A 21,368-nucleotide genomic window follows, 5' to 3' on the forward strand; every position below is an offset into this window, starting at 1 on the left:
CGGCCGGTCGCATGAAGTTTTCATGACAAAAGTTCGGTGGTGCGGCGGGGTTGCCGTCAAACAGGTGTGAATGAGGAAAACGGAATTCAGTGGTGAAAGGCAGGGACGGGAACGAAAGGAATCGGCCATTTCCCGGTTGCGCTGACCGGTTGCTGGAAATGAGCGTGTCGTTCGAGAAAGACGCGTTCCGCTCTGAAACAAGAGAACAGTATCCGCTAACGGCCGTGGTCACTCCGGTGAATACGGCGAAGGACGGTGAGTATTGATGGAAAGTTACTCGAAAGTCGGTATGCAGGAACTTGATCAGCGCCTATCGAAGATCGTCGAAGCCGCACGCAAGAAACCGGTATCGGTTTATCGATATGGGGCGCCATGGGTCTGGATAGTGTCCCAGGAAGATTGGCAGGGGGCGCTCAAGGAAGTGTCCAGCTATATACCGCCGGGACATTCCCTGGCGTTGCTGAAACCGCAAATAGAAAGTCTCCTTGGCGAAGAGGCTAAAGTCCTCTCGGCGCTCGCCCGCGAACATGGCATGCAGTTGGCCCCGGAGCCGCTGATCCACGCGCTGCTGCTGCAACTGCTGTACGCGATTCCCAGCGAGCAGCAGTTGTACGAGCAATTGAACTACAACCTGCTGTATCGCTGGTTCGTCGGCCTGGAAATGAAGCAGAAGATCTGGAATTTTCCGGTTTTCGTCAGCGATATAACCGTCCTGCTGAACAGCGCGGAGGCGGTAAGGATAATAGGCAGGATTATCGGGGAAGTGATTTCCGGGGATCTCATGCAGATGCCGGAGTTCTCCCTGAACTTCGCCTTGTTGCATACATGGCAAGCGCGCCATGGCGGAGCGCGACGGCTGAATATCTAGCACGAAAGTGAAAATAGAAAAGAACGAGATTTCATAAGGGCGGGCGCCGTTTTTAACAGGTTGTTCATGCGTCGCCGCTAGTTTGTTGTCTTTCACAGAACTGTTCGATGAACGGACTTGTTGCATTAGAACAATAAGTCCCGATGGAACTTCGGGGGACCGTGTGAAGCGTTCGCTGTTCAATTGTGCGCACCCGTTTCGCCAGCGCTGGTCGATCGGTTGCCTGGCTGTCGCATTGTCGTGCGCTTCGCTGGCCGACGAGGCCCCTCCCGCCGCGGCGGGAGCCGAGCCCCAGCGTCTGGTGGACATCAACGAGTACGTGGTACGCGGCAACACCGTGCTGGACAACCGCGCCATCGAGGCGGCGGTGTATCCCTTCCTCGGACCGCAGCGCAGCCTGGGCGACATCGAGGGGGCGCGCGATGCGCTGCAGGCCGCCTACCAGGAGAAGGGCTACCAGTCGGTCTACGTCGAGCTGCCGGAGCAGCAGGTGAGCGGCGGGGTGGTCTACCTGCAGGTCACCGAGACCACTATCGGTCGCGTCCGGGTGGTCGGCGCCAAGCACTATTCGCCGGTGGAGTTGCGCGAGGAAGTGCCGGCCCTGGAGGAGGGCAAGGTGCCCGACTTCGCCCAGGTCCAGCGCGAGCTGGCGCAGGTCAACCGCACCCCCGGCCGCCAGGTGCTGCCGATGGTGCGCGAGGGCCAGCGGCCCGGCACCATGGACGTCGACCTGCAGGTGGAAGACAAGAATCCCTGGCACGCCAGCATCGGCCTGAACAACGACTACAGCGCCGACACCCGTCACTTGCGCTCGGTGGTTTCGCTGGGCTACGACAACCTCTGGCAACTCGGCCACGCCATCTCGCTGACCTATTTCACCGCGCCGCAGGACCAGGACAACGCCAAGGTCTGGTCCGGCTCCTATACCGCGCCGCTGAGCCAGCGCTGGAGCGTGCAGTTGTCCGGCTACCAGTCCGACAGCGACGTGGCCACGGTGGGCAGCATGAATGTGGTCGGCCAGGGCCACTCCTATGGCGTCGCGGCGATCTACAGCCTGCCGGTCACCGGCCTCTGGTCGCACTCGTTCTCCTTCGGCGTCGACTTCAAGGACTTCGAGGAACAGACCCGGATCGGCGGCAACAACGACAGGGTGCCGATCAAGTACGCCCCGCTGACCCTCGGCTACAACGGCTTCCGCTACACCGAACGTTCCCAGTTGGCCCTTGGCCTGAGCCTGGTGGCCGGTACCGGCAGTCTCCTCGGCTACGGCGACGACGACGAGGAATTCGACCGCAAGCGTTATCGCGCCAAGTCCGGCTTCGGCGTGCTCAAGGGCGATCTCAACCACACCCTGACCTTCGGCGGCGACTGGCAGGTGGCGACCAAGGCGGCCTTCCAGCTCGCCTCCGGGCCGCTGATTTCCAACGAACAGTTCGCCGCCGGCGGTGCCACCAGCGTGCGTGGCTACCTGGCGGCGGAGAACACCGCCGACGACGGCTACCTGCTCTCCCAGGAATGGCGTACGCCGTCCCTCGGACGCTTCCTCGGCAAGCGCGCCGGCGGCTACGTCAACGACTGGCGCTTCTACGTGTTCGCCGAGGGCGCGCAACTGCGCCTGCAGGATGCGCTGCCCGAACAGGACGACGACTTCAGCCTGGCCAGCGTCGGCATCGGCACCCGCGCGCAACTCGCCGACTGGCTGTCCGGCAGCCTCGACTGGGCCTTCCCGCTGCTGGAAGGGACGAACACCGACAAACACGACTCGCGCCTGCATTTCAGCGTGCAGGCGAGCTTCTGACGCTGACCCCGGAGTAACCCCACATGTATCGCTTATTGCTGACATCGCTGATCTGCCTGGGCCTGCTGGCCCCGGCCAGCGCCAGTGCCTGGTGGCAGGACGACTGGCAGTACCGCAAGCAGGTCTCGGTCGATACCACCCCGCAAGGCGCGGCGATCAACGAGAGTCTCGGTCGCCTGCCGTTGCTGGTGCGCCTGCATACCGGCAACTTCACCTTCGACGGGGTCAACGAGAACGGCTCGGACATCCGCTTCGTCGCCGCCGACGACAAGACCGTGTTGCGCCACCAGGTCGAGAGCTTCGACCCACTGATGGGCATGGCCCTGATCTGGGTCGACGTGCCGCGGGTGGAGGGTGGCCAGCGCCAGGACATCTGGATGTACTACGGCAACGCCAAGGCGCCGGAGAGCGGCAACGGCCAGTCGGTGTTCGACCCGGACTACACCCTGGTCTATCACTTCGACGGTGCGCCGGGCACTCCGCCGCGGGACTCCACCGCCTACGCCAACAATGCGCAGACCGCCGCCGGCAGTCCGGTGGAGGGCGTCATCGGTCGCTCCGCGCAACTGCTGGGCCAGCCGCTGCTGCTGCCGGCCAGCCCATCGCTGGCGGTGAGCGCCGGTGGCACCTTCAGCTTCAGCGGCTGGGTGCGTCCCGACCAACTGGCCGGCGAACAGGTCCTGCTGTCGCGCCGCGAAGGCGGCAACGCCCTGTTGGTCGGCCTGGCCCAGGGCGCGCCCTTCGTCGAGCTGAACGGTCAGCGCGCTGCCGCCAGCCAGGCCCTGGCGCAGGGGCAATGGCAGCATCTGGCGCTGGTCGCCGACGGTACCCGGCTGGCGCTGTATCTCGGCGGTCGCGAAGTCGCCAGCCTGGCGGCGGCGCTGCCGGCGTTCAGCGGCGCGATCGCCATCGGCGCGGAAGGCCAGGGCGCGCCTGCGGTCGCCACCGAAGCGGCAAGCGGGGAAGGTGAGGCGAGCGCCGCGGCGCCGACCCTGCAACCCTTCCAGGGCGCCATCGACGAGTTGCGCCTGTCGAAGATCGCCCGCCCGGCGGCGCTGCTCCTCGCCGACGCCACCGCCCAGGGCGCCGAGTCGCGCCTGGTGGCCTACGGGGTCGACGAGAAGCAGTCCGGCTTCGGCTTCGGCAAGCTCGGCTTCCTGCTCAACGCAGTGCCGCTGGATGCCTGGGTGATCATCGCGATCCTGGCGCTGATGATGGTCCAGTCGTGGGTCATCATGTACCGCAAGAACCAGAACGTCGGCCGTGTCAGTCGCGCCAACGGGCTGTTCCGCGAGCGCTTCGCCGAGGTCGGCACGCGCCTGGAACTGCTCGCCGACGACCGCGAGCTGGCCGCCCGCCTGCAACACTCCTCGCTGTGGCGCCTGTACCAGGTGGCGGTGAAGGAGATCCGCACCCGCCGCGAGCAGGGCGCCGACACCTCTTCCGTCTCCGCGGCCACCATCGAGGCGATCCGCGCCTCCATGGACGGCGTGCGCACCAAGGAGAACCAGCAGCTCGGCTCGCGCCTGTCGAGCCTGTCCAACGCCATCGCCGGCGGCCCCTACATCGGCCTGCTCGGCACCGTGCTGGGGATCATGGTGGTGTTCCTCGGCACCGCCATGGCCGGCGACGTCAACATCAATGCCATCGCCCCGGGCATGGCCGCCGCCCTGCTGGCCACGGCCATGGGCCTGTTCGTCGCGATCCCCGCGTTGTTCGGCTACAACCGCCTGGTCACGCGGAACAAGGAAGTCAGCGCGGACATGCGGGTGTTCGTCGACGAGTTCGTCACCCGCCTCGCCGAGGTGCATGGCGAAAGCCAGCTCAGCGAAGTGGCCCATCGTCGCAACGGCCAGCCGTTGCCGGCCTGAGGAGAACGCCATGGCTTCCGTGAACAGCAGCCACGACGATGACGACGACGGCGCCGTCGACAGCATCAACATCACCCCGCTGGTGGACGTGCTGATGGTGGTGCTGGTGATGTTCATCCTCACCGCCACCGCCCAGGTCGCCGGGATCCAGATCAACCTGCCGAAGGCCAGTGCCACCGTGGCGCTGTCGCAGCCCAAGACCAAGGCGATCTCGGTGAACGACGCCGGCCAGGTGTTCCTCGACGCCTACCCGGTGACCCTGCCCGAGCTGGAGGACCGCCTGCGTACGGAGAAGGCCCTCAACCCCGACTTCCCGGTAGTGGTCCGCGGCGACGCCACGGTGCAGTACCAGAAGGTCATCGAGGTCCTCGACCTGCTGCGCCGCCTGGAGCTGTCCCAGGTCGGCCTGGTCACCGGCAAACCGACCTGAGGCCCGGGATGAACATGTCCGCCGATCCCAAGCACACCCCCGAGCCGAAAAATGCCGCGCCGCTGTCCATCGACGGCCGCCCGGCGAACCCGACCCTGCGCTACCTCAAGTGGGGCCTCGGCGCGCTGCTGCTCGCCGGCCTCGCCTGGCTGGTCTGGGAGTGGGCCAACGACATGAGCGGCGTGCGCCGCGAGGCGCCCAAGGTGCCGGCGATCATCCCGCTGCCGCCACCGCCTCCGCCGCCGCCGGAAAAACCGCCGGAACCGGAGCAGCCGGTGGAAGAGGAAAAGATCGTCGAGCCGGAACCGCAACCCGAACTGGAGGAGGTCAAGCCGCAGGAGGAAGCGCCGCCGTCGCCGGCCGACGACCTGGCCGACCCGATGCAGATGGATGGCGACGCCCAGTCCGGCTCCGACGCTTTCAACATCGGCGCCGGCAAGGGCGGCGGGATGGCCGGTTCCGGCGGCGGTCGCGCCGGCAACGCCAGCTATAGCCAGTACCTGGCCTACGCCTTCCAGCGCCTGCTGCGGGACAACCCGGAACTGCGCAACCTGGCGTTCCGCCTGCAGGCGGAGATCTGGCTGAGTTCCTCGGGGGATATCACACGGGCCGAACTGACCCGCTCCAGCGGCGACCCCGAGACCGACCAGAAGGTGCTGGCCGCGCTGCGCGCCGCCGGCCGCCTGGAAGAACGCCCGCCGGCTTCGCTGACCCTGCCGGTGCGCATCGCCCTGCAGGGCAAGCGGCCGGGATGAGAAGACGCCAACCCAGAACGATTTCCGGCAGGCGACTGCCTTGAAGGACCTTAGGAGCCGTACACAGATGAACGCGAAAGTGAACCGACTGGCGCTGGGGATGGGCGTCATGCTCGCCGCGCTGGCCGGCCAGGCGCAGGCCCAGCCGCCGGCGCCCTCGGAGAACGCCACGATCAACCTGATCCGCCTGCTGGTACAGCAGGGCGTGTTGAAGAAGGAACAGGCCGATGCGCTGGTCAGGCAGGCCGAGGCCGAGGCGCAGCAGGCCCAGCAGGCGCGCCAGGCCGTGGCGCCCGCGGCGGCCGTTGCCGCTGTCCCCGGGGAGGTCCGCGTACCCTATATCCCGCAGGTGGTGCGCGACCAGATCCGCGACGAAGTGAAGGCCGAGGTAATGACCCAGGCCAAGGCGGAGAATTGGGCGCAGCCCAACGCCTTCCCGGACTGGGCCTCGCGCATCAGCTTCGACGGCGACGTGCGCCTGCGCTACGAGTCGCGCTCCTTCGGCAACGGCAACAGCAACCAGATCACCGACTTCGCCGAACTCAACGACGACGGTCCCTATGACGTCAACCCGAATACCAGCTCGGGCCTGCCGCCGCTGCTCAATACCCGCGAGGACCGCGACAGCCTGCTGCGCCTGCGCGCGCGCTTCGGCCTCAAGGCGGCGCTGTCGGAAAGCTGGAGCGCCGGCATCCGCATCGGCACCGGTTCGGACAACAACCCGGTGTCGACCACCCAGACCCTCGGCGGCGGCTTCGGCAAGAAGGACCTCTGGCTCGACCAGGGCTACCTGACCTGGAAGCCCAGCGAGCGCCTGAGCCTGACCGGCGGGCGGATCGCCAATCCGTTCCTGTCCACCGACCTGCTGTATTCCAACGACCTCAACTTCGACGGCGTGGCGGCGATCTTCAACCAGCCGCTGAGCCGCGATGTCGCGCTGTTCGGCACGGTCGGCGCGTTCCCCGTGGAATACAGCTCGGACACCGCCTCGTCGAACGGCTTCGACAAGGAAGACAGCGACAACAAGTGGCTCTACGGCGCGCAACTGGGCGCCACCTGGAAGATCAACCCGCAGCACAGCCTTACCGGCGCGCTGGCCTACTACCGCTTCGACGATATCGAAGGGCGGCGTTCCAGCCCTTGCCGGCCCTGGGCCGGAGATCCGGAGTGTGACACCGACGGCAGCCGTCCGACCTTCATGCAGAAGGGCAACACGGTGTTCCTCCTGCGCGACATCGTGCCCAACCCGGCCGACCCGGCGAACACGCCGAACCCGCAGTACGTCGGCCTGGCCTCGGAGTTCAATCTGCTCGACCTGAACCTCGGCTGGGATGCCGAGCTACCCAACGACTTCAAGCTGCGGGTGGCCGGCAACTACGTGCACAACCTGGGCTACGACGAGGGCGACATGCGCAAGCGCGCCGGCGGTGTGGCGCAGATCGCCAACAACCTCGGCTCCGACGGCGACATCAAGAGCGGGGCGGACGCCTGGATGCTCCAGTTCACCCTGGGCAACGCCCTGGACATGCGCGACGCCGGCGACTGGCAGGTCTTCGCCGCCTACAAGTACATCCAGCCGGATGCCCTGCCGGACGGTTTCAACGATTCCACCTTCCACCTTGGCGGGACCAACGCCAAGGGCTACATCCTCGGCGCCAGCTATGGCTTCGACAAGCGCGTCTACGGTACCGCGCGCTGGCTCAGCTCCGACGAGGTCTACGGCGCACCGTTCTCCATCGACGTCCTGCAACTCGAGGTCAACACGCGCTTCTGAGCGCTCCTCGAGGCAGACCATGAAGAGGCAGACCATGAACACGCGACCTTTCTCATTACCGATCTGGGCCCAGGCGCTGCTCGCCGGGGCCGCCTTCGCCGCCTACGCCAGCCAGGCGGCCTACGCCGACAGCCTGGAGGAACGCCTGCGCGCCCAGTTGCGCAGCACCACCCAGCAACTCCAGGCGCTGCAGACCGAACAGGCCCAGGCCACCGCGGCGAAAGCCGCGCTGGAAAGCCAGCGCGATGCGGCGCTGGCCCAGGTCAAGCAACTGAGCGCCGAGCTGGCCCGGGCCAAGGGCCAGGCCGAGCAGCTCTCGGCCCAGCAACAGGGCTTGCACGACCGGGCGCGGCAGATGGTCGAGGCGAGCAACGAGCAACTGGGCAAGTACAAGCAGGCCTACGACGAGTTGCTGGTCATGGCGCGAGCCAAGGAGGCTGAGCGGCAGAAGCTCGACCTGGCGTTCCGCGAGCACGACCAGCAGTTGCAGCAGTGCACCGCGAAGAATCGGGAGATGTATGGCGTGGCCAAGGAGATCCTCGGCGCCTACGAGAACGTCAGCGTCGCCGAGGTGATGAAGATCCGCCAACCGTTCGCCAGCGGTGCGCGGGTGAAATTCGAAGAGATGGCGCAGAAGCTCGGCGACGACCTCTACAAGACCCAGGTCGAGAACCGCCAGGCGGCGCTCGCCCAGTGAAATCCGACAGCAAACCAGGAACCCGGATATGAACGACATCACCCTGATCGAACACCTTTCCGTCGACAGCCTGACCGAGGCCTTGCAGGACGCCGGCTACCGGGTCAACCGCAGCGAGCAGAACGGCGTCGTGCAACTGCTCAGTGCCAGCCAGGGAATCGGCTACGCGGTGCGCTTCGGCAATCCGGCGGCGACGCCGGCGAGCTACCTCGACTTCACCTTCAGCTGCGCCCTGCGCGTGCAGGGCGAATTGCCCGCCGGGCTGACCGAGCGCTGGAATCTCAGCCGGCGCTTCGGCCGCCTGTCGCAGCAGGGCGAGTTCCTGGTGATGGAAATGGACGTGATCGTCGCCGGCGGCGTCAGCCCGGCCAACCTGCGTAGCCATATCGAACTGTGGGATCGCCTGCTGCAGGAGTTCATCGCCTATCTGCGCGACTACAGCCGCCTGGCCGCGGAGCAGCAGGGCATGGTGCAGGATGCCGGTCAACCCGTCGATGGCGAGGCCTGAGCCGATGCGGCCGGCATTTCGTTGCGGCGTCCTGGCGTTCGCGCTTGCCGTTCTCGCCGGCTGTGGCCAGCGCGAGGACGGCGGCGCGGGCCAGGCCCAGGCCGCGCTTGCCAAGCCATCTGCCAGCGCCGCCGCGGAACCCGCGGTGGCCCGCCTCGGCGCCTTGCAGGTGGCGCCGGACGAACTGAAGGCGCTGCTGGCCGAGGTGCCGGCGGAAACCCGCGCGCAGTTGAGCGAGAACCGCGACGCACTGGAACGCTGGATGCGTGCGCGGCTCGCCGAGAAGGCGCTCTACGAACAGGCCAGCGCCCAGGACTGGCAACAGCGTCCGCAGGTGAAGACGTTGATCGATGCGGCGGCGCGGCAGATCGTCCTGCGTACCTACCTGGAGTCGGTGAGCACGGTGCCCGAGGACTACCCCAGCGATGCCGAACTGCAGGCCGCCTACCAGGCGAACAAGGCGCAACTGGCTGTACCGGCGCTGTACCGGGTCAGCCAGATCTTCATCGCCGCCTCTGCGGCCGGCGGGCTTGCCGAAGCGCGCAAGCGCGCCCAGGAACTCTACCGGCAGGCCGCGGACGGCGACTTCGCCGAACTGGCGCGCAAGCATTCCGACGACCCGCAGACCGCCCGCAACGGCGGCGACATCGGTGGGTTACTGGCGCAGGCGCAACTGCTGCCGGCGATCCGTCCGGCGCTGGAACGGCTAAAGGTCGGCGCGGTGTCCGAGCCGATCCAGGGCGCCAACGGTTTCCACCTGGTCAAGCTGACCGAGCGTCGCGACGCCCGCCTCGCCACCCTCGACGAGGTCCGTGGTCGCCTGCGCGAAAGCCTGCGCGCGCAACGCCAGGAGCAGATAGCCAAGGCCTACCTGGATGGCCTGGTGAACAACGCTACCCTGAGCATCGACGGCGCGTTGCTCGGCAAGACCCTGGCGGAACTGCACTGATGGACGGCATCCCGGAGGCCAGGCGTGGGCCGCGCGCGAGCCGCTGGCGGCACCTGCGCAGCTGGCTGTTCGGCGAGCCCGAGCGGTTCCGCGACGAACGCCAGCGGCTCTGGGGCGCCTATGCCGCATGGCTCGGCGAGCAGGTCCAGCAGCGCCTGGGCGAAGACGCCGAAACCGCGCCGCGGCTGCTGGCCTTCCTGGAGTCGCGGCGCGCGGCGGGGCAGTTGCCGAATACCGACATCGACCTGCGGGTCTGGCTCGACGAACGCGGCTGGATCGTCCGTCTCGCCTGCCTGCGCAGCGACGCCGAGCCGATCGAGAATGAACTGCGGCGCGCGCTGATGGACCGTTCGTTGCGCCTGCCGCCGCCGGAACACATGCCGCAGCCGATCGAACTGCGGATTCGCCTCATGCCTGGACGCTAGCGAGGAAGCATGGCCCTATCGGAGTCCGCCGGGCAGCGCCCGGCACTGCTCAGGCCCGCGCAGGGACGCGACGACCGTGCCTATTGGCACGAGCTGTTCGGTTCTCTGGAGGTGGTGCATTTCTTCCTGGTCACTGCCCGTTGCGGCTGTTTCATGCAGGCTGCGCGCAGCCTGGACGTCAAGCCGACACTGCTGCGCAAGACCCTGGCCCGGCTCGAGGAGCGCCTCGGCCTGCATCTGTTCGTGCATGAGGGCAACGCCCTCTCGCTGACCCGCGAGGGCCGCATCGTCCAGGCCGCCGGGCAGCGCCTGGTCGAGGACAGCCAGAGCCACGCCGATCTTCACCGGCAACAGCCGCTGGTGCGCCTGGCGGTGGCCGAAAGCGTCCTGCACGATGTGCTCAGTCGCGAGCTGTGGGGCTACCTGCGCAAGAACGCCAACCTGCGCGTAGCCCTCGCCGAGTTGCGCGAGGGCTGGCCGGAAAGCGCAGGGCCGGCGGAGATCGCCATCTGGATCGCCGATCCGGGGCAGCCGCATCCGGCGATGGAAGGCCACTTCGCCGCACCGGCGCGCATCGCCGAGCTGGAGTACCAGCCGCACATCGGCAAGCGCTATTCGCGCGAGCGCACGCGGCCGGCCAGCGAGGACGAGCTGGACGACTACCTGCTGGCGCAGCTCCATGGTCACGCCGCCAGCGCCGCCCTGGCGCCCTGGAACCGGCGGGTGGCGGCTCGCCAGTCGGGAGTGATCGAGGTGCAGAGCCACGACCTGCTGCTACAGGCGATCCTCTGGGGCGCCTGCATCGGCCTGCTGCCGCATTACGCCGGACGCCTGGAGCGCAACCTGGCGGCGTTGCCGCAGGTCTTCGACGAGCCGATGCGGCGGGAAGTCTGGATGAGCGTGCAGCCGGAAGCGGAGAACCGCGTGGAGGTGCGTGCCTTGCTCGATCTGATCGAGCACGCCTTCGACGATCGGCGCGACTGGTTCGGACGCTGACCTTGCGGGCTTGACGGCGGTCGCCATAGCCGACACCGTTTCGCCACGGAACGGTTGACGGAAGGTACGCGATGACGGAGCGGCATTGGCAGGGCGAGGTCTGGCTGGCGCGGGACCACGCGCTGTTCGCCGGGGTCAACGGCGATACCCGCGAGCACGCGCACTATGCCCACCAGTTGCTGCTGGCGGAGACGCCGCTGCGGGTGCGCGTCGCTGGCCAGGTACTGGAGGCCCGGCGCTTGCTGGTGCCCTCGCTGCAAGCCCATCGCGTCGACGCGTCGCAGCCGTTGCTGGCGCTGTACGCCGAGCCGCTGGCGTTCGACAGCGACGACCTGCGTCAGCTTCTCGAGGACGCTCCCGGCGAGCCCGAGGCGTTGCTGGGGCGGCTTGCGCGGCTGCCTCGTCGACGGCTCGACCGCCGCGTCGAAAAGGCCCTGGCGGCGCTCGACGAGCAACTCGCGGCGCGGGTCGAGGCGGAAAGACTGGCGCGCAGCGCCAGTCTTTCGCTGAGCCAACTGGAGCGGCTGTTCGCCGTCCAGGTCGGCCTGTCGGTACGCCGCCTGGTGCTCTGGCGCCGCCTGTACCTGGCCTTCGCCCTGGCCTTGCAGGGGCGCAGCCTGACCGAGGCGGCCCATCACGCCGGCTTCGCCGACGCCGCGCACCTGTCGCGCAGCGTACGCAGCCTGCTCGGTATCCGCGCCGGCCTGTCGCTGCCGCACCTACGCCTGGCCGGCTGAACGCCCCAATCCTTCCGGCGGCTGTGGGACGTGCCTGCTGCGTGGCAGGTCGCGGAATGGCGCGAGCAACTGGCCGGCATAGTCGCGGGGATAGTCAGGCTGGTCGCCGATGCCCATGTCGGTGCTGTCCAGGCGGTAGTCGGGACGATGGAGGGCGGTGCCGAGCAGGCGGTCCCAGACGCTGAAGAACAGCGCGAAGTTGACGTCGCCGGCGCGCCCGTAGCGGATGTGGTGCAGGCGATGCAGCGGTGCCCAGGCGAACACATGGCGTAACCCGCCGATGCGCATGTCGACGTTGCTGTGTTGCAGCAGCAACTGGATGCCGATGGCGAAGGCGAGCAGCGCGGCGACCGTCTGCGGCACGCCGAGCAGCAACAGCGGCAGGGTGCCGCCGAGCGCTTCCAGGCCCAGGTGCAGGGGATGCTTCATCAGCCCGTTGAAACCGTACAGGCGCTGCACGCTATGGTGCACCGCGTGCAGCCGCCAAAGCAGCGCCGAACGGTGGCTGGCGTAGTGCACCAGGGTGATGCCGAGATCGGCCAGGACGATCGCCAGCAGCAGTTGCAGCCACAGCGGCCAGGCCTGCGGCCATACCGGCCAGAAGCCCAGGACTCCGGCCAGCAGTGGCAGGGCGAGGATGCCAAGTGCGTTCAGGCTTTCGTTGACCGACGCGTGCAGGACATCGCGCAGGCGGTCGGCGTGCGGCCGGTTCCAGCGTGGCTGGTAGGGCAGTCGTCGTTCGGCGAGAAAGGACAGGCCGAGCGCCCCGAGGAACAGGGCGACCAGCCAGGCGTGGGAAGCCTGGCGATAGCCGACCTGCCAGGTCGCCAGGCCGATGAAGCCGGACCAGAAGAGGGGCGCGTAGGCGTAGCGCAGGAAGAACTGCATGGTGGGACCTCCGGATGAATGAGGTCCCCAGCGTCGCCCGCGACAGGCCGGCGGCGCTTGAACGAACCGCGCAAGTTCTCAGTCGCGCAGCACCAGCGGCGCGCCTTCCATGTCCCCGCGACCCGGCCAGGTCTCGCGGGCCAGCCAGGCCCCAACCAGGCAGACCAGGTTGGCCAGCAGCAGGTAGCCCAGCGGCGACAGCGGATTGCCGGTGACGCCGATCAGCCAGGTCACCACGATCTGCGCGGTGCCGCCGAACGCGGCGACGCCGGTCGCATAGACCAGGGAAAAACCGGTGGAGCGCAGCGCCCGGGGGAAGCTTTCTACCAGCAGCACGATCAGCGCCGCGCCGCTCATGCCATGCAGGGCCGAGAGCAGGGCGAGGACGGCGAGGAAGACTGCCGGCTCGGGGTGACGGGTCATTGCCTGCAGTGCCGGGAACAGCACCGCGAGCAGCGCCAGGCGCGGCAGGATCAGCACGGCGCGGCGCCCGTAGCGGTCGCAGAGCACGCCGCCGAGCAACGCCGAGAGCGCCAGTGCGGCGCCGGCGACCAGCGTCGAGAGCATCGCGATGCCCGCCGGCAGGTGTAGCTCGGTAAGGGCGAAGGTGGTCATGTAGTTGAGGAAGTACTGGGTGATGGTGCTTCCGGAGAGGATCAGCAGGCCGAGCAGCAGGGCCCGCCGATGATTGCCGAACAACTCGCCGAGCAGGTTCCGGGTGCTGGCCTGGCGGCCGCGTCCGGAAAAGGTCTCGGCCAGGTTGAGGCGGATGTACAGGCCGATCGGCAGGACCAGCAGGCCGGCCGCGAAGGGAATCCGCCAGCCCCATTCCTGCAGTTGGCGCTCGTCGAGCCAGAGGGTGAGCAGGTAGCCCATCAGCCCGGCGGCGACCGCCGCGATGCCTTGCGCCACGACCTGCCAGCAGGCGTAGGTGCCGCGCTTGTGCGGCGGTGCCGCCTCGAGGATGTAGGTGGTCGCCGGCCCGGCCTCGCCGCCCCAGGCCAGGCCTTGCAGCAGGCGGGTCAGCACCAGCAGCAGCGGCGCGGCCGGGCCGATGCTGTCGTAGCCGGGGAGCACCGCGATGCCGCCGGTGCCCAGCGCCATCAGGAACAGGGTAAGGAGCATCGCCGGCTTGCGCCCGGCGCGGTCGGCGTAGGCGCCGATAAGGACCGCGCCGAGGGGGCGGATGACGAAGCCGACGCCGAACGCGGTGACCGACAGGAGCAGGCTGACGAAGGCGCTGTCGGAGGGGAAGAAAGTCCGTCCGATCATCACCGCGAAGGTGGCATAGACCCCGAAGTCGAAGAATTCCACGGCGTTGCCGAGGACCACGGCAAAGACGCTGCGGCGGCTGGCCGGATCGGCGGCCGCCGGGGGACGGGTGGGGGAGCGCATGGCGAAGGCCCTCTCGGAGTGACGACTGAAACACTCAGGCCTGGAGCCGAGCGACGAGCGGCTGCCGGCTTCAGTCAGCCGGCGGCCGTGGCCAGCCGTGGATCGGACCGCGCCAGCCTTCGTAGGTCTTGCCGATGCGCAACAGCCAGGTATCGGCGAAGCGCGGCGCGACCAGTTGCAGGCCGATCGGCATGCCGGCGGCCGTGAAGCCGCAGTTTATCGAGAGCGCGGGCTGTTCGCCCATATTCCACGGCACGGTGAAGACGATGTGCTCGAATGGTCGCTGCGGGTCGTTCAGCGGCGAGGCCCAGTCGGCGGGGAAGGCCTCGACCTGGTTGGTCGGCGTCAGCAGCAGGTCGATCTCGCCGAACAGCCGGGCGGCGCGCCGGCGCATCTCGAAGGTCTGGTTGAAACCGCGCACCGCATCGACCCCGCTGACCCGTGCGCCGCCCTCGGCCCAGGCGTGGACATAGGGCAGCACCCTGGCCCGCCGCGTCTCGTCGAGGAGCAGCAGTTCGCTCCACAGGCGGGCGCGCCAGAAGTCGTTCAGGCCGTCGAGCAGGCTCCGGTCCATCAGCGGTTCGACGATCCTGAGCTGGGCGCCGTGCTCCTCGAACAGCCGCGCCGCGGCCTCGATCGCGGCGCGGATTTCCGCGTCGGGCTGCAGGCCGCAGCCGGGGTCGAGTTGCAGGCCGACCCTCAGGCCGCGCACCGACAGCGGCTCGGCGCTCCAGTCCAGCACTTCCGGCGGCAGGCTGGTGGCGTCGCGGGCGTCGGGCTGCGCGAGGTAGCGCATCAGCAGCAGGCAGTCGTCCATGCAGCGGGTCATCGGACCGGCGCAGCGACCGGTGTAGTAAGGGTCGATGGGGATCCGCCCGAGGCTTGGCTTGAAGCCCACCAGGCCGCACCAGCCCGCCGGCAGTCGCACCGAGCCGCCGATGTCGGTGCCCAGGTGCAGCGGTCCGTAGCCGGCGGTGGCCGCCGCTGCCGCGCCCGAACTGGAGCCGCCGGTATTGTTGGCCAGGTTCCAGGGATTGCGGGTGACTCCGTGGAAGCTGGAGAGGCCGGATGAAAGCATGCCGAAGTCTGGAACCGTAGTCTTGGCCAGGACGATCGCGCCGGCTTCGCGCAGCCGAGCGGCCGGCGGCGCGTCGCAGGGCGCGGGTTGCAGGGCGGTGGCGGCGCTGCCCAATGGGATAGGTTCGCCAGCGGTGGCGATCAGCTCCTTGATGGTTACCGGCAGCCCGTCCAGCGGGCCTTTGGGCTGTCCCTTGCGCCAGCGCTCGGTGGCCGCCGCGGCCTGTTCGCGAACCCGTTGCGGGTCGAAGCGATACAGCGCGTTGAGATGCGGTTCCCAGCGCTGGATGTGGGCCAGCAGATGCTCGTAGTACTCGCCAGGCGAGAGTTCCCGGCGGGCGAACAGTGCCAGCAGGCGGGTTCCCGGGAGGTCGTGCAGCGCGGTCATTCAAGCTCCCTCGAAGAACGGCCGCGGGCGTCAAGCGGCCGGCCTACCCGTTGTCGGGCGGCGATTCGAAACCAAGGTGTATCGGGGAGGTATAGCCCATGCACGACGAATCTTCGCGGTGACGGACTCAGCTCTCGTGATGGAGAAGGAAGCGCTTCAACCGGCGGAAGGTGGTGCGGTTCCACTGCCGCAGCGGCAGCGAGCGGAGCAGTTGCCAGGCATGCCGCTTGTCCGCGACCACGGCGTATTTCAGGGCCTTGTTGACCAGCTCCGTGCGGCCGCGCTCGTAGGCGGGATGCGACTGGTAGGGGGCGATGGTGCGCAGGTCGGCATCGAGCAGCACCTTGTAGCGCCGCGACAGGTTGTCGGGGTGGCGCCGGTAGCGGGTGACCAGTACCGGCAGCTTGTGGATCTGGTAGCCCTGGCTGGCGATGCGCAGGGTCATCTGGAAGTCCTGCACCTTGATCTCGGGATCGTAGAAGCCGGCTGCGCGCAGGGCCTCCATGCGGTACAGGGACACCGGGGCGCCGCAGACGTAGGCGTTGCCGAGCAGGTAGTCGAAGTCCAGCTGGCGGATGCGATTGCCGTTCTGCCGCTTGGTTTCCTGGCCTTCGCTGTCGATGTAGATCACCAGGGCGCCGACGCAGCCGACTTCCGGGTGCTGGTCGAGGTACGCGGCGCGCACGCTCAACGAGTGCGGCAGCATGATGTCGTCCAGGTCCGGCGTGGCTACGTAGTCGCCGCGGGCGTGTCGCAGGCCGAAGTTCAGCGCTGCGCTGACGCCCTGGTTCTGCTGGCGGTAGAGCTGGAAACCGTGGACTTTCTGCAACTGCTCCAGCATGGCGTAGCTGTTGTCGGTGGAACCGTCGTCGACGATGATCACTTCGAAATTCGGGTAGTCCTGCTCGTAGATGCTGCGCAGGGCTTCTTCCAGGTACTTTTCCGCGTTGAAGCAGGGCGCTACGACGGATACCAGCGGGGCGTCCGTCGTGCCTGAGTGCTTGCTGGAAGTGGCTTCTTCAATCATGTGTCGTTCTTGTCACTCGTCTTGCCCGGTAGCCGTTCCAGGGGGCCGTCGGTCATGAAGTCCTGCGATCGTTCCGGCGATCGGTGCTCGGCGCGGGCTGTCGGAAACACAGCGTTTCGCTCCGCCGCTACGGTCGCTGGAGTGGCTCTGGCACGCATGCCTGGATGGCCAGGCATCGCGACAGTATACCGTCGGAAGCATAGAGGGTAGGCCATCGGGCCCGAGAAAAATCCTCGACCTCCTTCGTCCAACCGTCAGGCCGTGGCCTGGCGCTGTTTCCAGTGCCGGTACAAGGCGGGGATATCCCCAGTACACAGCAGTGGCATGGCTGCCTCGATATCGGCCAGTGGCCAGTCCCACCAGGCCATTTCCAGCAGGTTCTGGATATCGCCATCGGAAAAGCGCTTACGAATGGTCCGGGCCGGGTTACCGCCGACGATGGCATAGGGCTCGACATCGCCGGTCACCAGCGCGCGGCTGCCGATGATGGCTCCGTGGCCGACCCGTACGCCGGGCATGAACATCGCCTCGGTACCGATCCAGACGTCATGGCCGATCAGCGTGTCGCCGGCTGGCTGATAGCCGTTCACGGCGCCGGCGAAGACAGGCTCTTCGTGCATGAAGTGGAAGGGGAAGGTCGACGCCCATTCGGCGCGGTGTCCCTGGTTGCCGGCCATGATGAAGGCGGCGCCACTGCCGATCGAGCAGAAACTGCCGATGACCAGCTTGTCCACGTCGTCGCGGTCCGGCATCAGGTAGCGGGCGCAGTCGTCGAAGGAATGCCCGTGATAGTAGCCGGAGTAGTAGCTGTAGCGCCCCACCCGTATGTTCGGGTTGCTGACCTGTTCCGAGAGCAGCTTGCCCCTGAAGGGGCTCTCGAAATAGTTGCCCATGACCGTCGTCCCTGTCCGTCGAAACCGCCAAGGGTAGCGCCTGGCGGGATAGCGGGCCAGCCTGGCGTGACGGCTGGCAGCCGCGTCGGCGTTCAGCAGGCCGGACTGCTGAACGGCCAGGCCTGGAAAGGCTCCGAATAGTGCCTGCCGTGACGGAAGGCGAAGGGGAGTGCGTTGGCTTGTTGGTGCAGTTCCTCATTGTCGACGTTGAGGCAAAGCATCTGGATGTCCTGTGCCACCAGCAGCCGGTTCAGGTACTCGATGCTCTTGCGCTGGCGCAGGTTACGCGTCAGCGGGCCGGGGGCAAGCAGGCGCGCGTCCAGGCCCAGGTAATCGCAGAGGCCGGCGTCGACCTCGGCGAAGCACTGGCGAGCGTCGGTATCGATGCGTTGCGGGTGCAGCGCGATGCGCACGCCGCTGTCGCGTAGCCGGGCGAGGGACGTCAGGTACTCCGCCGAGGCGGGTTCCTGCTCGTCGATGGCCAGCAGCAGGCAGAGTTCGACCTGGTGCTGCTGCAATTGCCTGGCCGAGGCCAGGATCCGCTCGCAGACCCCGGCGTTGCCCAGGCTGCTGGCATGCAGGGGAATGAAGTTCTTGCCGAGCAGTTCGAGGTCGGTGTTGTGCCGGTGCACGCACAGGAGGCGTGCCAGCAGGTGCTTGACCGCCGCCTCGGCAAGCAGCGGCGGTGCGCCGGAAAGGAAGGCCGACAGGTCGACGCGCTGGCGCCGTTCGCGCAGGGAGAGCTTGCTGCCGACCAACGCGCCGTTCCTCGCATAGATGCCATGGGCGAAGAGCTCGAATCCGTCGTTCGCATCACGGTTGCCGAGGCAGAGCCATTTCAATGGCGGGGGCGTTCTGTCTGTCGCAGTCATAAGTGATGGCTCTATGGGCAAATCTCGCCAAGGCGCTCGGGCATGGAGCCCGCACGCAGGGTTGAGGGGTATCTAGCGGAGACGACCCTACCTCCCACGAATCAAGGTCTTTCGTCGGAAAACCCAGGGGGCAGGTAGGGGATCGGCTCGGCAATCGGCCGCCGAGGGTACTTCCGGTGTCGCCGCCAGGCCTGGTTGGTGGCGGCTTTTTCTCTGGTCTGTGCAGTGGTTCCGCTGTTACCGATTTTTCCGAGTGCGTTTGTGTTGCGGCATCGTTCGTTGGCGTCAGTCGGCGCCGATGCTGTCGATGAAGCCCTGGATCAGCGGTGAGGCTTGCTGTTTGCGCCAGACGAAATGGATATCGCTGGAGTCCAGGCCGGCTACCGGTTCGGCATGGAAACCCCGTCGCGTGGAGGGCCTGCGTGCAACGAAGCTCTCCGGCACGCAGGCGAAGCCGAGACCGGCCTCGATGCAGGCGAAGAGGCTCGGGTAGGACTCGATTTCCAGGGTTGCCCGCGGCTGGATAGCGCTCTCCGCCAGCCAGCGGTCGACCTGGCGGCGGTAGTGGCAAGTGTGGCCGAACACATAGAGTTCGAGGCCGGCGAGGTCCTCGGGAGTGGGTGCCGGCAGGTCGGCGGGAGTGACCCGCAACAGGCGCTCGCGGAAGGCCAGGCGGCTGGCCAGCAACGGGTGTTCGATGGGGCCGTCGGTAACGATCAGGTCCAGCTCTCCCTCCATCAGCAGACGCTCGAGCAGCAGCGAATGCTCCGGGCGGATGTGCAGTTCAACGCCCGGCGACTCGCGGCGGTAGCGGGCCAGGCGCTGTGGCAGGTGATTGGCCAGGGCCACGTCCAGTGCGCCGACCCGTAGCGCGCCGTGCGCCTGGTCGCCGGCGAACAGCGCGGCGGTCTCGTCGGCCAGCGCCAGCAGGCGCGTGGCGTGGCGGTACAGCAGGCGGCCCTCGGGGGTGACCAGCAGACGATTCCTTTCGCGATTGAACAGGGCTACGCCGAGTTGTCCTTCGAGTTCGCGCAAGCGGGTAGTGATGTTCGACGGCACGCAATGCAACTGTTCGGCCGCGGCTGCGATGGTGCCGCGTTCGACCACCGCGCAGAAGAATCCGAGTTGAGAGAGTTTCACATCATTCTCTTTAAGTGAGCGATTTGCTGATTATTGATTACTTTTAATGAGTAAAAGGCCACCCTAGCATGGACCTCGCGATCGCTTCCAACCCCATTTCACGAGGAAAGATTCCATGACCTACCACGTACTGGTTCAGTTCGACGTTCCCTCCGACAAGCGCGAAGCGTTCGCCGCGGCAGGCCTGTTCGATGCCAATGGCTCGTTGCAGAACGAACCGGGCACCCTGCGCTTCGAGGTGATCCGCGACGAGAACAACCGCAACCGCTTCTACCTCGACGAGGTGTACGAAGACGAGGCGGCGTTCCTCCAGCATTGCCGCAACGAAACCATCGCGCGCTTCTACGAACTGATCGACAGCTACGCCTTCGGTCCGCTTTTCCTGTTCAAGGGCTACCGCGTCGAGGGTTGATCCCCGCTCCGGCGGCTCGCCGCCGGACTCCACGGAGAGTTTCCATGCGAATCCTGCACAGCATGCTCCGCGTGGCCGATCTCGAGGCCGCGCTGGAGTTCTACACCCGCGCCCTGGACATGCGCCTGCTGCGGCGCCGGGACTATCCCGAAGGCCGCTTCACCCTGGCCTTCGTCGGCTACCAGGACGAGCGCGCGGCCGCTGCCCTGGAGTTGACCCACAACTGGGACCGGGACGGCTACACCCAGGGCGACGGCTACGGCCACCTGGCCATCGAGGTCGAGGATGCCGCCGTCACCTGCGCCCGGGCCAGGGCGCTGGGCTATCGGGTCACCCGCGAGGCCGGGCTGATGCAGCACGGACGCAGCGTGATCGCCTTCCTCGAAGACCCGGACGGCTACAAGGTGGAACTGATCCAGAAGGGCACCCAGTTCGATTGAGCCCGCGACCAGGGGGCGACATAGCGGCTGCTGTCGTTCCGGCTCAGCCGCTGGCGTCGAATGCGGCGTGGAAGGCCACTATTCCTTGCGCCATGCGCCCGCTGAAGGACTGTGCCTGGAAGTATTCGGCGGGAACGCCGGGCAACGCCAGGCCGCTTTCCACCCGAAAGCCGAAGCGCGAGTAGTAGGTCGGTTCGCCCAGTACCACGCAGCCACCCGCGGGCAGCAGTCGCAGCTCGGTGAGCAGGCGCCGGACCAACTGCGAACCGAGACCCTGGCGCTGTCGCCCGGGCGCCACCGATAGCGGCGCGAGGCCGTACCAGTCGCCCGCTTCGCCATCGATGGTCACTGGCGAGGCTGCGATATGGCCGATCACCTGGCCATTCGCTTCGGCCACCAGCGAAAGCGTCAGCGCGCCAGCACGGCGCAGGGCATCGACGATGTACTGCTCGGTATGGCTGCTGTGCGTTTCGTTGCGGAACGCGGCTTCGGTCAGGTGGGCGATGGCGTCGATGTCGCCGGGCGTCTCCGCACGGATGGAAATATTCATGCAAGCACTCCTCGGAACCCCCCCCCTTGTCCCGGCGGGGGCAATGGAAAAGGAAGGGGGTCAGCGATTGTCCGCCTGCGGGCGCACGGCTTTCAGCCCGGCCATGGATATCCGGTAGGGCCTGCCCTGGCGGGAGTGGACCAGGCCCTTGTTCTTCAGCCTGGAGAACACCGCCAGGGTGCAGTCGAGCAGCAGGTGGCCGTCGCGGTTGTAGCACTCGACGCGGGTGATCTTGCCCGAAGCGTCGCGAAGGAAGGCGATATGGCCGCCCTGGGCCAAGGCGTGAAGCGTCCGTTGTTCCGGCTTGGAAACGTTCATGTCGGTAGAACCTGTAATCATCGGTGTGACAACGCGGCCGCACGGCGCGAAAAGGCGCGTGCGAGCCATGGCGAAGGCAGATAACCGGCGACACCTCGTGCGGGATGACGAAGTGGCGGTTATCGGATGACTACTATCTCCAACATGCAAGCCTCGGATC

23 protein-coding genes are annotated in these 21,368 nt (G+C 67.2%); 14 read left to right on the forward strand and 9 right to left on the reverse strand.

Annotated features, from left to right (window positions below):
- The first annotated feature begins 265 nt into the window (after positions 1 to 265).
- The 12 genes from HMPREF1224_RS46230 (at position 266) to HMPREF1224_RS34255 (ending at position 11,808) form a co-directional block, all read left to right on the forward strand.
- A complete protein-coding gene (locus tag HMPREF1224_RS46230; protein WP_003098455.1) occupies positions 266 to 868 on the forward strand; it encodes a transposase in 603 nt (200 codons plus the stop codon).
- Positions 869 to 1,031: 163 nt separating this feature from the next.
- The gene (locus HMPREF1224_RS34205) at positions 1,032 to 2,666 is read left to right on the forward strand and encodes a ShlB/FhaC/HecB family hemolysin secretion/activation protein (protein WP_003112718.1); all 1,635 of its coding nucleotides are present in this window, start codon (positions 1,032 to 1,034) and stop codon (positions 2,664 to 2,666) included.
- Between the two features lie 23 nt (positions 2,667 to 2,689).
- Entirely contained in the window at positions 2,690 to 4,537 is a 1,848-nt protein-coding gene (locus HMPREF1224_RS34210; RefSeq protein ID WP_003160823.1) for a DUF2341 domain-containing protein, read from the forward strand.
- Positions 4,538 to 4,547: 10 nt separating this feature from the next.
- On the forward strand, positions 4,548 to 4,967 hold the full coding sequence (locus tag HMPREF1224_RS34215) for an ExbD/TolR family protein (RefSeq protein WP_003085366.1): 420 nt from the start codon (positions 4,548 to 4,550) through the stop codon (positions 4,965 to 4,967).
- Between the two features lie 8 nt (positions 4,968 to 4,975).
- The gene (locus tag HMPREF1224_RS34220; RefSeq protein ID WP_003098450.1) at positions 4,976 to 5,722 is read left to right on the forward strand and encodes an energy transducer TonB family protein; all 747 of its coding nucleotides are present in this window, start codon (positions 4,976 to 4,978) and stop codon (positions 5,720 to 5,722) included.
- A 67-nt stretch (positions 5,723 to 5,789) separates the two neighbouring features.
- Positions 5,790 to 7,496 (forward strand): putative porin, encoded by a 1,707-nt coding sequence (locus tag HMPREF1224_RS34225; protein ID WP_010793842.1) that lies wholly within the window; start codon positions 5,790 to 5,792, stop codon positions 7,494 to 7,496.
- A 34-nt stretch (positions 7,497 to 7,530) separates the two neighbouring features.
- Entirely contained in the window at positions 7,531 to 8,193 is a 663-nt protein-coding gene (locus tag HMPREF1224_RS34230) for a hypothetical protein (RefSeq protein WP_003085372.1), read from the forward strand.
- 28 nt (positions 8,194 to 8,221) lie between these two features.
- The gene (locus HMPREF1224_RS34235) at positions 8,222 to 8,701 is read left to right on the forward strand and encodes a YbjN domain-containing protein (protein WP_010793843.1); all 480 of its coding nucleotides are present in this window, start codon (positions 8,222 to 8,224) and stop codon (positions 8,699 to 8,701) included.
- 4 nt (positions 8,702 to 8,705) lie between these two features.
- Positions 8,706 to 9,650 (forward strand): peptidylprolyl isomerase, encoded by a 945-nt coding sequence (locus HMPREF1224_RS34240; RefSeq protein ID WP_003120806.1) that lies wholly within the window; start codon positions 8,706 to 8,708, stop codon positions 9,648 to 9,650.
- Complete coding sequence (locus HMPREF1224_RS34245) at positions 9,650 to 10,075, forward strand: hypothetical protein (RefSeq protein ID WP_003110838.1); 426 nt, start codon at positions 9,650 to 9,652, stop codon at positions 10,073 to 10,075. The genes HMPREF1224_RS34240 and HMPREF1224_RS34245 overlap by 1 nt, the downstream gene beginning before the upstream one ends.
- 9 nt (positions 10,076 to 10,084) lie before the next feature.
- Positions 10,085 to 11,071, forward strand: coding sequence for a LysR family transcriptional regulator (locus HMPREF1224_RS34250; protein WP_003098443.1), 987 nt, complete (start codon positions 10,085 to 10,087; stop codon positions 11,069 to 11,071).
- Positions 11,072 to 11,142: 71 nt separating this feature from the next.
- On the forward strand, positions 11,143 to 11,808 hold the full coding sequence (locus HMPREF1224_RS34255) for a helix-turn-helix transcriptional regulator (RefSeq protein ID WP_003085387.1): 666 nt from the start codon (positions 11,143 to 11,145) through the stop codon (positions 11,806 to 11,808).
- Here the strand turns inward: HMPREF1224_RS34255 and HMPREF1224_RS34260 are convergent.
- The 7 genes from HMPREF1224_RS34260 to HMPREF1224_RS34290 all read right to left on the reverse strand — a co-directional run bounded on the left by HMPREF1224_RS34260 (position 11,791) and on the right by HMPREF1224_RS34290 (position 19,488).
- Entirely contained in the window at positions 11,791 to 12,696 is a 906-nt protein-coding gene (locus HMPREF1224_RS34260) for a sterol desaturase family protein (RefSeq protein ID WP_003085391.1), read from the reverse strand. The two genes, HMPREF1224_RS34255 and HMPREF1224_RS34260, sit on opposite strands and share 18 nt — an antisense overlap.
- Before the next feature lie 78 nt (positions 12,697 to 12,774).
- On the reverse strand, positions 12,775 to 14,091 hold the full coding sequence (locus tag HMPREF1224_RS34265; protein WP_003112713.1) for an MFS transporter: 1,317 nt from the start codon (positions 14,089 to 14,091) through the stop codon (positions 12,775 to 12,777).
- A 70-nt stretch (positions 14,092 to 14,161) separates the two neighbouring features.
- Positions 14,162 to 15,556, reverse strand: a complete 1,395-nt coding sequence (locus HMPREF1224_RS34270; protein WP_003112712.1) for an amidase — start codon at positions 15,554 to 15,556, stop codon at positions 14,162 to 14,164.
- Positions 15,557 to 15,683: 127 nt separating this feature from the next.
- Entirely contained in the window at positions 15,684 to 16,583 is a 900-nt protein-coding gene (gene migA, locus HMPREF1224_RS34275) for an alpha-1,6-rhamnosyltransferase (protein ID WP_003112710.1), read from the reverse strand.
- A gap of 254 nt (positions 16,584 to 16,837) precedes the next feature.
- A complete protein-coding gene (locus HMPREF1224_RS34280; protein ID WP_003112709.1) occupies positions 16,838 to 17,476 on the reverse strand; it encodes a type B-4 chloramphenicol O-acetyltransferase CatB7 in 639 nt (212 codons plus the stop codon).
- 92 nt (positions 17,477 to 17,568) lie between these two features.
- Positions 17,569 to 18,348 carry a toxA transcriptional regulator ToxR gene (gene toxR, locus HMPREF1224_RS34285; RefSeq protein ID WP_010793844.1) on the reverse strand — a complete coding sequence of 260 codons (780 nt, stop codon included), beginning with the start codon at positions 18,346 to 18,348 and terminating at the stop codon, positions 17,569 to 17,571.
- A gap of 285 nt (positions 18,349 to 18,633) precedes the next feature.
- Positions 18,634 to 19,488: a LysR family transcriptional regulator gene (locus HMPREF1224_RS34290; protein ID WP_003112707.1), complete on the reverse strand. Its 855-nt coding sequence runs from the start codon at positions 19,486 to 19,488 to the stop codon at positions 18,634 to 18,636.
- 115 nt (positions 19,489 to 19,603) lie between these two features.
- On the opposite strand from HMPREF1224_RS34290, the gene HMPREF1224_RS34295 reads away from it, so the two are divergent.
- Positions 19,604 to 19,900 carry a heme-binding protein gene (locus tag HMPREF1224_RS34295; protein ID WP_003085421.1) on the forward strand — a complete coding sequence of 99 codons (297 nt, stop codon included), beginning with the start codon at positions 19,604 to 19,606 and terminating at the stop codon, positions 19,898 to 19,900.
- Between the two features lie 44 nt (positions 19,901 to 19,944).
- A complete protein-coding gene (gene gloA / locus HMPREF1224_RS34300) occupies positions 19,945 to 20,340 on the forward strand; it encodes a lactoylglutathione lyase (protein WP_003112706.1) in 396 nt (131 codons plus the stop codon).
- A gap of 43 nt (positions 20,341 to 20,383) precedes the next feature.
- On the opposite strand, the gene HMPREF1224_RS34305 is transcribed toward gloA, so the two are convergent.
- Entirely contained in the window at positions 20,384 to 20,890 is a 507-nt protein-coding gene (locus HMPREF1224_RS34305) for a GNAT family N-acetyltransferase (protein ID WP_003112705.1), read from the reverse strand.
- Between the two features lie 60 nt (positions 20,891 to 20,950).
- Positions 20,951 to 21,208, reverse strand: coding sequence for a YjhX family toxin (locus HMPREF1224_RS34310; protein ID WP_003085431.1), 258 nt, complete (start codon positions 21,206 to 21,208; stop codon positions 20,951 to 20,953).
- Positions 21,209 to 21,368: the final 160 nt, after the last annotated feature.

The sequence above is a fragment of the Pseudomonas sp. P179 genome (genome assembly GCF_000478485.2).
GTDB lineage: Bacteria > Pseudomonadota > Gammaproteobacteria > Pseudomonadales > Pseudomonadaceae > Pseudomonas > Pseudomonas aeruginosa.